A 13,509-nucleotide genomic window follows, 5' to 3' on the forward strand; every position below is an offset into this window, starting at 1 on the left:
GGGCCCAAAAAGGCAAGGGGTCGCCATTATCCATGCAAATGCAACTAATTCGTATTTGCTTTTGTTGTCTTTTGACGCTTACAGGAATGGCACTGGCCTGGGCTGGCCCTTGGCGTCAGGCCTGCGCCCCAGGGGCGGTGGCCCCTTCCATCAGCGCCACAAAGCGCCGCGCCCCCAGGCCCAGGGGCCGCTCTTTGGACCACACCACGTCCACCCACAGGGCGGCGCCGTTGCTCAGGTTCTCAAACGGCATCTCCACCAGCCGGCCTGATTCGATGCGCGGCTGCACCAGTGCGCGGGGTTGCCAGCCCCAGCCCAGCCCGGCCTCGATCAGGCCCAGCGCGGCCAGGTGGTTGTCGGTGCGCCAGTGGTGGCGGGCAAACACAAAGCGCGGGTCGGTCTGCGCCAGGTCGCGGCTGGCCACCACGATCTGGCGCGTGGTGGTCAGGTGCTCCTCGCGCAGCATGGCGCGCTCGGGCGGCTCGCCCCGGGCCAGTGCCGACGCGCGTGCGCCCTGCAATACCGGGTGGTCTGGCGCCATCACGGCCACCAGGGTTTCGGTGCCCACTTCCTGAAACCCCTCGCGCCCGTCGATGCTGGGCCGCTCAAACACCAGCGCCAGCTGCGCGCGGCCACTGTGCAGCAGCGCCAGCGCATCCACCTGCGGGGCCGTCAGCACTTCCACCTGCAGCAGCGGGTACTCGTGCGCCAGCGCGGCCAGCGGCGCCGTCCAGCGCGAGGCCAGCAGCTCGGGCGCAATCGCCAGGGTCAGGCGCTCCTCCAGCCCCTGCGTCAGTGCCAGCGCCTGGGCGTTGAGCTGCTGCAGCTGCCCGGCCAGCAGCCGCGCCTGGGGCTCCAGCGCCCTTGCGGCAGCGGTGGGCCGGGGCTCACGCCCGCTGCGGTCAAACAGCTGCACGGCCAGCTCGGCCTCCAGGTGGGCGATGGTCATGCTCACCGCTGAAGGCACCCGCGACAGCGCCCGCGCCGCGGCCGAGAACGAGCCGTGGTCCAGCGCTGCCAAGAACACCTGCACGCTGTCGGAAGAAAAGGCCATGGGGTTGATCTGTCAATTAATCTGAAAGAAGCTGACTTTATATATCAGCAAGGTGCACATAAAGTACACAGCCATGACTTCCAACTCCCTGATTCAACCCCTGTGGCGCAGCCTGCAAGGCCCCAAGCGCCGCGTGCTGTACGTCACCCTGTACGAACTCATCGCCATTGCCGCCGCGACGCTGGGGCTGGCGGTGCTGACGGGGCAGGGCGCCGGGCACTCGGGCGTGGTGGCGGTGGCTGCGTCGGCAGTGGCCGTGGTGTGGAACGTGGTCTTCAACTGGGCCTTTGAGCGCTGGGAGGCCCGCCAGGCGGTGCTTGGGCGTGGCATCGGCCGCCGCATAGCCCATGCCATCGGGTTTGAAGGGGGGCTTGTCTTCACGCTGGTGCCGCTGTTTGCCTGGTGGTTCAACGTGAGCCTGTGGCAGGCCTTTGTGATGGACCTGGCGCTCATCGTCTTCTTCCTTTGCTACACCTTTGTCTTCAATTGGGTGTTTGACCGGGTGTTTGGCCTGCCCGCATCGGCCATGGGGCATGCGGCGGCCTGACGAGGAAGGGTGTATTTGCTATGTTTTAGATAGCTGCTAGCGCTTTAGGGGTAGCGCTAGAGGCCTATTTGATCTAAATTTCTGGCCCAAGCCTTCGAGATCAAGCCTGCAAGAGCTGCCCTGCGATCGCCGCCGCAGCGGTGCGTGTTTCGACCCCCAGCTTTTCGAAGATGTGCTCCAGGTGCTTGTTCACCGTGCGCGGGCTCATGCCCAGGATGTCGGCAATGTCGCGGTTGGTCTTGCCCTTGCTGAGCCAGGACAGCACCTCGGTCTCGCGCGGGGTCAATGCCACCTGCTGCAGGTGGCGCGGCGCAGCGGCCTCGGGGGCGGCATGGCTGAGCAGCAGCATCGACTCGGCCAGGCCGCTGGCCCCCAGGTGGCGCGCCAGCAACTGGCGGCCATCAGCCAGTGCCAGGGTCTGCCCGCCCGTGCGCTGTGCGCGGTTGAGCCAGGCCGCCGCCGCATCGTGCGGTGCAGGCTCTGCGGCAAAGGCGGCTTCGAGCCAGCGCAGGGCCTGGGGGGATCGCCAGGCCACGCGGCCCTGGCCATCGAGCACCACCACGCCCAGCCCGGCCACATCCACCGCCTCACGCGCCAGCCGCGTGGCCTGCGCGTTGCGCACATGGGTGGCCAGCCGTGCCAGCACCTCGGGAATGCGCAGCGGCTTGACCACATAGTCCACGCCACCGCTGGCAAAGCCTTGCAGGATTTGTTCGGTGTCTGACAGCCCCGTCATGAACACCACGGGCACATGCGACCACGGCGGTGTGGCCTTGAGCTGTCGGCACAGTGCAAAGCCGTCCATGCCGGGCATGACGGCATCGAGCAGCACACCGTCGGGCACGGTGATGTCAAAGCGCTGCAGGGCCTCCTCTGCATCGCGCGCGGCCAGCACGGCGTAGCCATCGGCGGCCAGGGCGTCGCACAGCATGCGCAGGGTGTCCAGCGCGTCGTCCACCACCAGGATCACGCGCTGCGGCGCCGGGGGGGCGGGCTGGGGGCCAGCCTCGGCCAGGGCTTGGGTTTCAGTCTCGGCGTCGGACATGGTGTTCTTTCATGCATCGACCGCTTGCACCGCACGCAGGTGTTCGGCCAGGGCTTCAAAGTCGAAACGGTCGGCGCAGGCTTGCAGCAGCGCCAGGGTGGCGGGGTGGCCTGGCAGCTCGGCCCGTGCGCGCCGCAATTGCTCACGCAGCGCAGCCGCCTGGCCTGACCGCGCCAGGCGCGCGAGGTTTTCGCGCAGGTCGCCCGGCAGCGTGGCCAGGGTGTCGTGCGGGTCCACCGGCTCGGCGGCATTGCGTGGGGCGTGGGCCAGGGGCGTGTTGTCGCGCACCCATTCCAGCTGCAGCGCCTGCTCCAGTGCCTGCAGCAGTTCGGATTCGATCACGGGCTTGCCCACAAAGCCCTGGCACTGCTGGGCCGCCAAGCGTGAGGCTTCGTGCTCGAACAGGTTGGCTGAAACGAACACGATGGGCAGGTCATGGGCCGGCCTCAGCTCGCGCAGCAGGGCAGCGGTTTGCCAGCCATCGAGGTCGTCCATGGTGATGTCCAGCAGCACCAGGTCGGGCGGCGTTTGGCGCACGATCTCCAGGCACTCGCGGCCGCTGGCCGCCTCGCGCACCACAAAGCCCAGCGGCACCAGCAGCCCGGCGAGCAACTGGCGCTGCAGGGGCTGGTCGTCCACCACTAGCAGCGTGCGTTGCGGCGCCAGGTAGCCAATCACCGAGCGCAGCGCCGCGCGGCTGGGCGTGGTCCAGTGCGGGTCGGCGGCCATGCCGGGCAGGTACAGCCGCACGGTGAAGGTGCTGCCCCGCCCCGGCGTGCTGGTGAGTGTGAGCTGCCCGCCCATCAGCTCGGTCAGCAAATGCGTGATGGTCAAGCCCAGGCCGGTACCCGCCTCGCTGGCGCGGCGACCGGCGCTGCCGCGCTCAAACGGCACAAAGATGCGCTCCAGGTCCTGCGGCTCAATGCCAATGCCGGTGTCGACAATTTCGATGCGCGAGACATGCTGGCGAAAGTCCATGCGCAGGCGCACCTCGCCGCGTTCGGTAAAGCGCACCGCATTGGACAGCAGGTTGATCAAAATCTGCCGCAGCCGCTTGGCGTCGGCGCGAATCCAGGCCGGCATGGTGCCCAGCGTTTCCACCACAAAGCGCAGGCCCTTGGCTTGCGCCTGCGGGCGCAGCATGGCCTCGATGTTTTCGATCAGGTCGGGCAGGGGCAGGGGCGCCAGGTCCAGCCGCAGGCGCCCCGCCTCGATGCGGGCCAGCTCCAGCGATCCATCGATCAGCGCATGCATGTGCAGGCCACTGTGCTGCATGGTCGATAGCGTTTCGCGCAGCCAGCCTTCGGCCTGCGGGTGTTTGAGCAAGATTTGCGTGTAACCCAGGATGCTGTTGAGCGGTGAGCGCAGCTCGTGCGTCATGCCCGCCACATAGCGTGTCTTGGCCTGGCTGGCTGATTCGGCTTGGTCCTTGGCTGCCTGCAGCTCGGCGTCGGTGCGCTTGTGAGCTTCGATTTCTTGCAGCAGCAGCTGAGTCTGCCGCTCGGACTCATCTTGCGCCATGCGGCGGCTGTCAGTGCTCAGCACCACCCACCACGCGCACACGGCCGCCAGCAAGGCCAGCAGGGCAAATACCTTGAGGAAGGGCATCTGCAGCAGGGTGGCATGCGCGGGGCTTTGCAGGCCCTCTTGCACATACACCACGCCCACCAAAAACGCCATGGCCGCGCACAGCGACACCAGCACCATGGCGTACTGCCCCACGCGAAAGTTCACCTTGATGGCCCAGCGCCGGGGCAGCAAGGCTTCCACCACGCTGCGCAACTGGTCTGCCGCGCGCGAGCCCGTCTTGCAACGGTCGTGGCAGCGCGATTCAAGCGAGCAGCACAGCGAGCAGATGGGCGCGGCGTAGGCGGGGCAGCGCGCCATGTCTTCCGACTCAAATTGGTTTTCGCACACCGCGCAGCGCACGATCTCGCCGGGCTTCCACTCGTTGCCCGGTGTGCGCGCCAGGTAGTAGCGGCCCTGGGTCAGCCAGGCCAACAGGGGCGCCAGCGCAATCGACAGCACCAGCGCAATGAAGGGCGAAAACGCGGCCGCCTCTTCGCCCAGCAGCCCCGCATAGGCGCAGCAAGCCACCGTGGCCGCCAGCACCATGGCGCCCAGGCCCACGGGGTTGAAGTCGTACAGGTGCGCGCGCCGAAACTCGATGCCCTTCGGTGAGAGGCCCAGCGGCTTGTTGATGACCAAGTCGGCCACCAGCGCACCCACCCAGGCAATGGCCACGTTGCTGTACACCGCCAGCACTTTTTCGAGTGCGCCAAACACGCCCAGCGTCATGAGCAGCGTGGCAATCAGCACGTTGAACACCAGCCACACCACGCGGCCAGGGTGGCTGCGGGTGATGCGGGCAAAAAAATTGGACCAGGCCAGCGAGCCCGCATACGCATTGGTGATGTTGATCTTGATCTGCGACACCACCACAAACACCACCGTGACCGCCACTGCCAGCCCCGGCAAGCCCAGGGCCTGCATCACCTGCTGAAAGCCCGCCAGAAACATTTGTGTGGGCTCGGCAGCCCGTTGTGTGCCCACCTCGAACTGCAGCGCGGCAAACGCCAGAAAGGCCCCGCCCGCCATTTTGAGCATGCCCATGACGATCCACCCGGGGCCGGCCACCAGCACGGCACCCCACCAGCGCAGGCGGTTGGCGGCAGTGCGCTCGGGCAGAAAGCGCAAAAAGTCCACCTGCTCGCCAATCTGCACCACCAGCGAAAAAATCACCGCCGCCGCTGCACCAAACATGAGCGGGTCGAACTGGCTGCTGCCGCTCTTGAGGCCCGACAGCCCCGCAAAGTCGCGGTACAGCTGCGGCTGGGCCAGGGCAATCCACACAAAGGGCAGCAGCAGCAAGAACAGCCACAGCGGCTGCGTCCAGGCCTGCAGGCGCGAGATCAATGTGATGCCGCGCATGGCCAAAGGCAGGATGACCAGCGAAGACGCGATGTAGCACCACTCCAGCGGCCAGTCCACCACCATCTGCAGCGCCAGCGCCATGATGGCCGCCTCCAGCGCAAAGAAGATGAAGGTGAACACCGCATAGATCAGCGACGTGATGGTGGAGCCCAGGTAGCCAAAACCCGCACCGCGGGTGAGCAGGTCCATGTCCAGCCCATAGCGTGCGGCGTAGTAGGCAATGGGCAGCCCCGTCAAAAAAATCAGCAGCCCCACCGTGAGGATGGCCCACATCGCATTGCTGAAGCCGTAGTTCAGCGCAATGGCGCCGCCTATGGCTTCGAGCGCCAGGAACGACAGCGAGCCAAATGCCGTGTTGGCCACGCGGAACTCGCTCCAGCGCCGAAACGCCTTGGGCGTGTAGCGCAGCGCGTAGTCCTCCATGGTCTCGTCGGCCACCCATGCGTTGTATTCGCGCCGGAACCGGAAGATGGTTTGCGGAGCGCTGGGGGTGGCGGCGGAGGGCTGTGGTGCCATGGCTGGGCTTCAAGCAAGAAGCGTTCTAGGCGCAGGGTGAGGGGTGTGGGGGGGGCGGATGTGGTGCCGTGAGTGGCCGGCTGGGTGGCGTGGGCAGCGTAGCCGCGCAGTGCGTAGGCGGGGCTACGTTAATTGACGTATGGGCGGCACTGCGGGTTGTCCCTAACCTTCATTCCACAGCGCAACACCGCGCCTGGTTCCTGTCCCTTCATTCACCCTGATCCCGCAAGGAGCGTCACCATGAGCCACCCCACCGATCCCCGCTACGGCGGCCCTGTAGCTGTCGAAACTGGCCGCCGCCGCATGTTGCAGGCGCTGGGCGCAGCATCTGTGGCGGGCCTGCCGGCCTGGTCGTTTGCGCAGCCCACTGCTCAGGTCAACACGACCAAGCTGGCGGTGACCGATACCGAAGTCACCGTGGGCCAACTGCACTCGGCCACCGGCACCATGGCCATTTCTGAAACGGGCTCCATCCAGGCCGAGCAACTGGCCATTGACCAGATCAACGCCATGGGCGGCGTGCTGGGCCGCAAGATCAAGGTGATCAAGGAAGACGGAGCCTCTGACTGGCCCACGTTTGCCGAAAAATCCAAGAAGCTGCTCATCAACGACCACTGCGCCGCCGTGTTCGGCTGCTGGACCAGCGCCTCACGCAAGGCCGTACTGCCCGTGTTCGAGAAAGAAAACGGCCTGCTCTACTACCCCACCTTCTATGAAGGCCTGGAGCAGTCCAAGAACGTGATCTACACCGGCCAGGAGGCCACGCAGCAAATTTTGTACAGCCTGGAGTGGGCCAAGACCGAGAAGAAGGCCAAGACCTTCTTCCTCATCGGCTCGGACTACATCTGGCCCCGCACCTCGATGAAGATTGCGCGCAAGCACATCGAGAACTTCCAGAAGGGCAAAGTGGTGGGCGAGGAGTACTACCCGCTGGGCAGCACCAACTTCGGCTCGCTGATGAACAAGATCAAGGTGCAAAAGCCCGACTGCATTTTTGTGGCGGTGGTGGGTGGCTCAAACGTGGCGTTTTACAAGGCGCTCAAGGCCGCAGGCATCACGGGCGACAAGCAATTGCTGGTCACGCTGTCCGTCACCGAGGACGAAATGACCGGCGTGGGTGGTGAAAACTTCGCGGGGTTCTATTCGTCGATGAAGTACTTCCAGTCGCTCGACAACGAGAACAACAAGAAGTTTGTGGCCGCCTTCAAAGCCAAGTATGGCAAGGACGCCGTGATTGGCGACGTAACGCAGGCGGGTTACCTGGGCCCCTGGCTGTGGAAGGCCGCCGTGGAAAAGGCCAAAAGCTTTGACGTGGACAAGGTGGTGGCTGCGTCGCCCGGCATTGAGCTGACCACGGCGCCCGAAGGCTACGTGAAGGTGGATGCCAACCACCACCTGTGGAGCAAGTCGCGCATCGCCATGGGCATGCCGGACGCTTCGTTCAAGGTGGTGTCCGAGTCGCCGCAGCTCATCAAGCCGGATCCGTTCCCCAAGGGATACCAGTAAGCAGTGAGAAGTCACCCCCTGAGGCGCTTCGCGCCTTCCCCCTCTCTCGCTGCGCGGGAGGGGGACGACACCCTCGGTGCGGGGCGGCCCTTCCTCGGTGTCCCTCGCAAGAGGCCGCCCTATGGCACCGCTGTTCGTTTTCCAACGCTGCCCACGCAGGAGCTGCAACATGACTTTTTCCGAAATGCTCAACATTGGCCTGATGCAGGGCTTTGCGGGCCTGAGCCTGTTTGCCGTGCTGCTGCTCATGGGCCTGGGGCTGGCGATCATCTTTGGGCAGATGGGCGTGATCAACATGGCGCATGGCGAGTTCATGACGATTGGCGCCTACACCATCTACCTGGGCTCTACGCTGGCGGCCAACCATGCGCCGCAGATGGCGCCGTACTACTTTCCTCTGGCCATCATCGCGGCCTTTGGCTTTGCCTTTGCGGCGGGCTGGCTGGTGGAGTGGGGACTGATCCGCCACCTGTACAAACGCCCGCTCGATACGCTGCTGGCCACCTGGGGCATCAGTCTGGCGCTGCAGCAGTGCTTTCGCACCTTCATCGGCCCCAAGGAAGTCAGCCCCACGCTGCCCGAGTGGCTGATGGGCTCTTGGGCGCCTGCGCCGGGGCTGGACATTCCCATCAATGGCTTGTTTGTGTTGGGCCTCACCGCTGTAGTGACCGGGGGCGTGCTGCTGGCCCTGCACAAAAGCCGCTGGGGCCTGCGTGTGCGGGCCACGGTGAGCAACCGCGTCATGGCCAACGCGACGGGCATCGACACCAAAAAGACCGACCGCCTCACCTTCGCCATTGGCTGCGGCATTGCGGGCGTGGCGGGTGCTGCCTTCACCACTATTGGCTCCACCGGGCCCACCAGTGGCTCGCTCTACATCGTCGACGCGTTCCTGGTCGTCACCTTTGGTGGCGCGGCGAGCTTGCTGGGCACTGTGGTTTCAGCCTTTGGCATTGCGCAGACGCAGTCCATCACCGAGTTTTTCCTGGCGGGCTCCATGGCCAAGGTGATCACGCTGTCGCTGATCGTGCTGATCCTGATGGTGCGTCCACAGGGCCTGTTCGCCTCCAAAGTTCGCCGATGAAATTCGCTCAACTGTCCATTCCTTTCGAGCCCACCGGAGTCTCTGCATGAATGCCCTCAAAGCCTGGATATTGCGCTACCAGCTCGCCAGCCTGGTGCTGCTCACCGTGCTGCTGGCCGTGGTGCTTCCACTCGCGCTCGACATCTTTCGCCTCAACCTGGTGGGCAAGTACCTCACCTATGCCTTTGTGGCCATTGGCCTGGTGATGGTGTGGGGCTATGGCGGCGTGCTCAGCCTGGGGCAGGGGGTTTTCTTTGGCCTGGGCGGTTACGCCATGGCCATGTTTTTGAAGCTGGAAGCGTCTGACCCCATCAGCACCAAGATCCAGTCCACGCCCGGCATTCCGGACTTCATGGACTGGAACCAAATCACCGAGCTGCCCAGCTTCTGGGTCCCGTTCAAGAGCCTGCCGTTCTCGCTGGCCGCCGTCATTGTGGTGCCCACGTTGCTGGCTTGGGTCGTCAGCTTTGCCATGTTCAAGCGCCGCGTAGGCGGTGTGTACTTCGCCATCATCACGCAGGCGGTGGCGCTGATCCTCACGGTGCTCATCATTGGCCAGCAGGGCTACACCGGCGGCGTCAACGGCATGACCGATCTGAAGACCCTGTGGGGCTGGGACACGCGCACCGACAGCGCCAAGTACATCCTGTACTACGTGTGCGTGGTGCTGCTCATCGGCTCCATCGTGCTGTGCCGCTGGATCCAGACCGGCAAGGTGGGCACGCTGCTGCTGGCCATGCGCGACAAGGAAGACCGCGTGCGGTTTTCGGGCTACGACGTGGCCAATTTCAAGATCTTCACCTTCTGCCTGGCCGCTGCGCTGTCGGGCATTGGCGGGGCACTGTTCTCGCTGCAGGTGGGGTTCATGTCACCCAGCTTCGTAGGCATCGTGCCCTCCATCGAGATGGTGATCTACGCCGCCGTGGGTGGGCGCATGAGCCTGGTGGGTGCGGTGTACGGCACGCTGCTGGTGAATGCGGGCAAGACGTTTTTCTCGGAGAGCTTTCCCGAGGCCTGGTTGTTCTTGATGGCGGGCCTGTTCATCGGCGTGACTATGGCTTTCCCCATGGGGTTGGCTGGCTTGTGGGAGAGCCATGTCGTGCCCTGGTGGAAGGGCCGCCGCGAGGCGCTGCGCCAGGCCTCGGTGCAGCCCCGGCCGGTGGCTGACGCAACGCCAGCCGCTACCGCCACTTCTGCAGCAGCTGCCAGCGTAGCGCCCGCACCTGCTGCCCTGCCCGACGGCGTGAGCCGCCAGGGTGCCTGACACGCCACCCCACGGAGCACGCCCCATGAGCAATACCGACTTCGCCCTCGCTGTGGAAGACCTCACGGTGTCGTTCGACGGCTTCAAGGCCATCGACGCCCTGACGCTGTACATCGACAAGAACGAGCTGCGCGTGATCATCGGCCCCAACGGCGCGGGCAAGACCACGCTGCTCGACCTGATCTGCGGCAAGACGCGCGCCACCGGCGGCAGCATCAAGTTCAAGAACGAAGAACTGACCCGCATGGCCGAGCACCAGCGCGTGCGGCTGGGCATTGGCCGCAAGTTCCAGACGCCCTCCATTTACGAGAACCTCTCGGTCTTCCAGAACCTGGAGGTGTCGTACCCCGCAGGCCGCTCGGTGCTGGGGGCGTTGGCTTTCAAGTGCACCGACGAAGTCAAGGCCCGTGTGCAGGTGGTGGCCGAAGACATCGGCCTGGGCGACAAGCTCGACACCGAGGCGGGCCTGCTCAGCCATGGGCAAAAGCAGTGGCTGGAGATTGGCATGCTGCTGATGCAGGAGCCCGAGCTGCTGATGCTCGACGAACCCATCGCTGGCATGAGCGCCCGCGAGCGCGAACTCACAGCCGAACTTCTGCAGCGCATCTGCAAGAACCGCGCGGTGATCGTCATCGAGCACGACATGGAGTTCGTCAAGCGCATTGCCCACAAGGTCACCGTGATGCACCAGGGAAAGATCCTGGCCGAAGGCCCTATGGAGAAGGTGCAGGCCGACCCCAAGGTCATCGACGTGTACCTAGGCCATTGACTTCCATACCCCATTGAACCCCACAGGAGCACCGCATGCTGGAAGTCAAAGATCTGTTTGTGGCCTACGGCCAGAGCGAGGCGCTGCACGGCATCTCGTTTGAAGGCCGGGCCAACGAAACCGTGGCCATCATGGGCCGCAATGGCATGGGCAAAACCACGCTGTTCAAAAGCCTCATGGGCGTGATGCCCGCCAAGAGCGGCCAGATCACCGTGGCAGGCCAGGACGTGACGAAGGACGAGAGCTTTCGCCGTGTGGCCAAGGGCATCGCCTACGTGCCGCAGGGCCGGATGATTTTTCCGACCCTCACGGTCGAGGAAAACATTGAGACGGGCCTGGAGAACTCTAAGACACGGCAGATTCCAGAAGACATCTATGCGCTGTTCCCCGTGCTGTGGGACATGCGCCGGCGCAAGGGCGGCAACCTGTCGGGCGGGCAGCAGCAGCAACTGGCCATTGCCCGCGCCCTGGTCACTGACCCCAAGGTGCTGCTGCTCGACGAGCCTACGGAGGGTATCCAGCCTTCCATCATCAAAGACATCGCCAAGGCGCTCAACGAGATCCGCAAGCTGCGCCAGATCACCATCGTGGTGAGCGAGCAGGTGCTCTCGTTTGCCATGGATGTGGCCGATCGGTTGTTTGTCATCGAGGGCGGCCGCCTGGTGCATGAGACGGCCCGGGCCGACACCGACCAGCAGCGCATCAAAGCCTATCTGTCGGTATGACATGAAACACCCCCTGAGTCGCCTTCGGCGCCTTCCCCCTCTCTCGCATCGCTGCGCGCTGCGGGAGGGGGACGCCCCCAGCGCGGCGGGGCGGCCCTTGCGCGGGGGCACTGGCGTTGGCCGTGACCGTTTCACAGGCAGCTTGCCTTGCAGGCCCTGGAGCTTTTATCTCAAGTTTTCATTTTTCCACCCACCCCTTCCAAGGAGCACGCCATGGCTGAAACCCTGATCAAGGTCGATCTGAGCAAGTCGCCCACCGAGAACGAAAACATCCACAACCGCTGGCACCCCGACATTCCCATGGCCTGCTGGGTCAACCCGGGCGATGAGTTTGTGCTGGAGACGTTTGACTGGACGGGCGGCTTCATCAAAAACAACGACAGCGCTGACGACGTGCGCGACATTGACCTGACCACGGTGCACTACCTCAGCGGCCCCGTGGGCGTGAAAGGTGCTGAGCCGGGCGACCTGCTGGTGGTGGACCTGCTGGACATTGGCGCCAAGCAAGACAGCCTGTGGGGCTTCAACGGCTTTTTCAGCAAGAACAATGGCGGCGGTTTTTTGACCGAGCATTTCCCGCAGGCGCAAAAGTCGATCTGGGACTTTCACGGCATGTTCACCAGCTCGCGCCATGTGCCCGGTGTGAAGTACGCCGGGCTCATCCACCCAGGCCTGATTGGCTGCCTGCCCGACCGCAAGATGCTGGAGCAGTGGAACGCCCGCGAGCAAGCGCTGATCGACACCGCGCCCACGGCGGGGCTGGCCAACCCGCCATCGGCTGGCACCGCCCACATGGGTCGCCTGACGGGTGAGGCCAAGGCCAAGGCGGCAGCCGAGGGCGCACGCACCGTGCCCCCGCGCGAGCACGGCGGCAACTGCGACATCAAGGACTTGTCGCGGGGCTCCAAGGTGTTCTTCCCGGTGTATGTGGACGGCGCAGGCCTAAGCGTGGGCGACCTGCACTTCAGCCAGGGAGATGGCGAAATCACCTTCTGCGGTGCCATCGAGATGGCAGGCTGGGTGCACATGAAGGTCACCCTCATCAAGGGCGGCATGGCCAAGTACGGCATCAAGAACCCCATCTTCAAGCCCAGCCCCATCACGCCCACCTACAACGACTACCTGATCTTTGAAGGCATCAGCGTGGACGAGGCGGGCAAGCAGTACTACCTGGACGTGAATGTGGCCTACCGCCAGGCCTGCCTGAACGCCATCGAGTATCTGAAGAAGTTTGGCTACTCCGGCGCACAGGCTTACTCCATCCTGGGCACCGCGCCCGTGCAGGGCCACATCAGCGGCGTGGTGGACGTGCCCAACGCCTGCGCCACGCTGTGGCTGCCCACGCAGATTTTTGACTTCGACATCAACCCGAGTGCTGCGGGGCCGATCAAGCACCTGGATGGCTCCATCGCCATGCCGTTGTCGCCCGACCTGGTCTGACCGCTGAACGTCATTGCCATTGCCACTGCTGTGCAAGGAGCCGCCCATGCCCACCTACGACTATGCCTGTGCCCAGTGCGGCGGCTTCGATGCCTTTCGCACGCTGGCCGACCGCAATGAGCCCGCAGCCTGCCCCGACTGCGGGGCGGCATCGCCGCGCGTGTTTGCCACGGCGCCGCGCCTGGCTCTGATGAGTGCGTCCGCCCGCAGCGCCATCGCCACGAATGAACGTGCGCGGCACGAGCCGCAGCGCTCGGGCGACTACGCGCGCCTCAAGCACCCGGCGGGTTGCGGCTGCTGCTCGTCGTCGGCCAGCCGCAAGGCCACGGTGACGGCGCCCAATGGCGCCAAAGCGTTTCCGAGCAAGCGGCCCTGGATGATTTCTCATTGAAAGGGCTGGGCCGTCCTTGTTGGACGGCGATGTTCCAAGTAGCAAGACTATCTGGCAGCACAACGCCATCAGGTGGCGCAGCAACGTGCGCTTCCCCTTAAAATCTCCGCTTCGCCCAAGGAGCGTTGCAGCGGCAGGCCAGGCCCCACCCACAGGTGGCCGGTTGCCGTCAGGCTTGGGCCCTGTGCGCTATGGCGCAGCCCCACTGTAACGACGCTCACCTGTTTTTCCGTG

At 64.7% G+C, this 13,509-nt stretch carries 11 protein-coding genes and 1 riboswitch; of the genes, 8 read left to right on the forward strand and 3 right to left on the reverse strand.

Translation table 11 applies throughout. The annotated features are described in order from the left end of the window. Nucleotides 1–115 precede the first annotated feature (115 nt). Nucleotides 116–1,054, reverse strand: coding sequence for a LysR family transcriptional regulator (locus C8C98_RS08610; RefSeq protein WP_121453926.1), 939 nt, complete (start codon nucleotides 1,052–1,054; stop codon nucleotides 116–118). Between the two features lie 73 nt (nucleotides 1,055–1,127). Here C8C98_RS08610 and C8C98_RS08615 point away from each other — a divergent pair, with 73 nt between their 5' ends. Then, nucleotides 1,128–1,601, forward strand: a complete 474-nt coding sequence (locus C8C98_RS08615; RefSeq protein ID WP_233574495.1) for a PACE efflux transporter — start codon at nucleotides 1,128–1,130, stop codon at nucleotides 1,599–1,601. Between the two features lie 100 nt (nucleotides 1,602–1,701). Here the strand turns inward: C8C98_RS08615 and C8C98_RS08620 are convergent, their stop codons facing one another. After that, entirely contained in the window at nucleotides 1,702–2,646 is a 945-nt protein-coding gene (locus tag C8C98_RS08620) for a response regulator (RefSeq protein ID WP_233574496.1), read from the reverse strand. A 9-nt stretch (nucleotides 2,647–2,655) separates the two neighbouring features. Then, the gene (locus C8C98_RS08625; RefSeq protein WP_121453927.1) at nucleotides 2,656–6,096 is read right to left on the reverse strand and encodes an ATP-binding protein; all 3,441 of its coding nucleotides are present in this window, start codon (nucleotides 6,094–6,096) and stop codon (nucleotides 2,656–2,658) included. 240 nt (nucleotides 6,097–6,336) lie between these two features. On the opposite strand from C8C98_RS08625, the gene urtA reads away from it, so the two are divergent. The 7 genes from urtA (at nucleotide 6,337) to C8C98_RS08660 (ending at nucleotide 13,275) form a co-directional block, all read left to right on the forward strand. After that, nucleotides 6,337–7,602: an urea ABC transporter substrate-binding protein gene (urtA, locus tag C8C98_RS08630; protein ID WP_121453928.1), complete on the forward strand. Its 1,266-nt coding sequence runs from the start codon at nucleotides 6,337–6,339 to the stop codon at nucleotides 7,600–7,602. A 169-nt stretch (nucleotides 7,603–7,771) separates the two neighbouring features. Then, nucleotides 7,772–8,686 carry an urea ABC transporter permease subunit UrtB gene (gene urtB / locus C8C98_RS08635; protein WP_121453929.1) on the forward strand — a complete coding sequence of 305 codons (915 nt, stop codon included), beginning with the start codon at nucleotides 7,772–7,774 and terminating at the stop codon, nucleotides 8,684–8,686. Nucleotides 8,687–8,732: 46 nt separating this feature from the next. Beyond that, nucleotides 8,733–9,950, forward strand: coding sequence for an urea ABC transporter permease subunit UrtC (urtC, locus tag C8C98_RS08640; protein ID WP_121453930.1), 1,218 nt, complete (start codon nucleotides 8,733–8,735; stop codon nucleotides 9,948–9,950). A 25-nt stretch (nucleotides 9,951–9,975) separates the two neighbouring features. Beyond that, nucleotides 9,976–10,719, forward strand: coding sequence for an urea ABC transporter ATP-binding protein UrtD (gene urtD, locus C8C98_RS08645; RefSeq protein WP_099742696.1), 744 nt, complete (start codon nucleotides 9,976–9,978; stop codon nucleotides 10,717–10,719). A gap of 35 nt (nucleotides 10,720–10,754) precedes the next feature. After that, nucleotides 10,755–11,444 carry an urea ABC transporter ATP-binding subunit UrtE gene (urtE, locus tag C8C98_RS08650; protein ID WP_121453931.1) on the forward strand — a complete coding sequence of 230 codons (690 nt, stop codon included), beginning with the start codon at nucleotides 10,755–10,757 and terminating at the stop codon, nucleotides 11,442–11,444. Between the two features lie 213 nt (nucleotides 11,445–11,657). Then, nucleotides 11,658–12,884: a formamidase gene (gene fmdA, locus C8C98_RS08655; protein ID WP_121453932.1), complete on the forward strand. Its 1,227-nt coding sequence runs from the start codon at nucleotides 11,658–11,660 to the stop codon at nucleotides 12,882–12,884. Nucleotides 12,885–12,930: 46 nt separating this feature from the next. Next, on the forward strand, nucleotides 12,931–13,275 hold the full coding sequence (locus tag C8C98_RS08660; RefSeq protein ID WP_121456152.1) for a zinc ribbon domain-containing protein: 345 nt from the start codon (nucleotides 12,931–12,933) through the stop codon (nucleotides 13,273–13,275). A 111-nt stretch (nucleotides 13,276–13,386) separates the two neighbouring features. After that, nucleotides 13,387–13,501: riboswitch (S-adenosyl-L-homocysteine riboswitch) on the forward strand. Nucleotides 13,502–13,509: the final 8 nt, after the last annotated feature.

It is taken from the genome of Acidovorax sp. 106, assembly GCF_003663825.1.
Lineage (GTDB): Bacteria > Pseudomonadota > Gammaproteobacteria > Burkholderiales > Burkholderiaceae_C > Acidovorax.

Bases quoted from the DNA above. Each gene is read 5' to 3' on its own strand.
- C8C98_RS08610 (WP_121453926.1), bottom strand. From the start codon at position 1,054: ATGGCCTTTTCTTCCGACAGCGTGCAGGTGTTCTTGGCAGCGCTGGAC.
- C8C98_RS08615 (WP_233574495.1), top strand. From the start codon at position 1,128: ATGACTTCCAACTCCCTGATTCAACCCCTGTGGCGCAGCCTGCAAGGC.
- C8C98_RS08620 (WP_233574496.1), bottom strand. From the start codon at position 2,646: ATGTCCGACGCCGAGACTGAAACCCAAGCCCTGGCCGAGGCTGGCCCC.
- C8C98_RS08625 (WP_121453927.1), bottom strand. From the start codon at position 6,096: ATGGCACCACAGCCCTCCGCCGCCACCCCCAGCGCTCCGCAAACCATC.
- urtA (WP_121453928.1), top strand. From the start codon at position 6,337: ATGAGCCACCCCACCGATCCCCGCTACGGCGGCCCTGTAGCTGTCGAA.
- urtB (WP_121453929.1), top strand. From the start codon at position 7,772: ATGACTTTTTCCGAAATGCTCAACATTGGCCTGATGCAGGGCTTTGCG.
- urtC (WP_121453930.1), top strand. From the start codon at position 8,733: ATGAATGCCCTCAAAGCCTGGATATTGCGCTACCAGCTCGCCAGCCTG.
- urtD (WP_099742696.1), top strand. From the start codon at position 9,976: ATGAGCAATACCGACTTCGCCCTCGCTGTGGAAGACCTCACGGTGTCG.
- urtE (WP_121453931.1), top strand. From the start codon at position 10,755: ATGCTGGAAGTCAAAGATCTGTTTGTGGCCTACGGCCAGAGCGAGGCG.
- fmdA (WP_121453932.1), top strand. From the start codon at position 11,658: ATGGCTGAAACCCTGATCAAGGTCGATCTGAGCAAGTCGCCCACCGAG.
- C8C98_RS08660 (WP_121456152.1), top strand. From the start codon at position 12,931: ATGCCCACCTACGACTATGCCTGTGCCCAGTGCGGCGGCTTCGATGCC.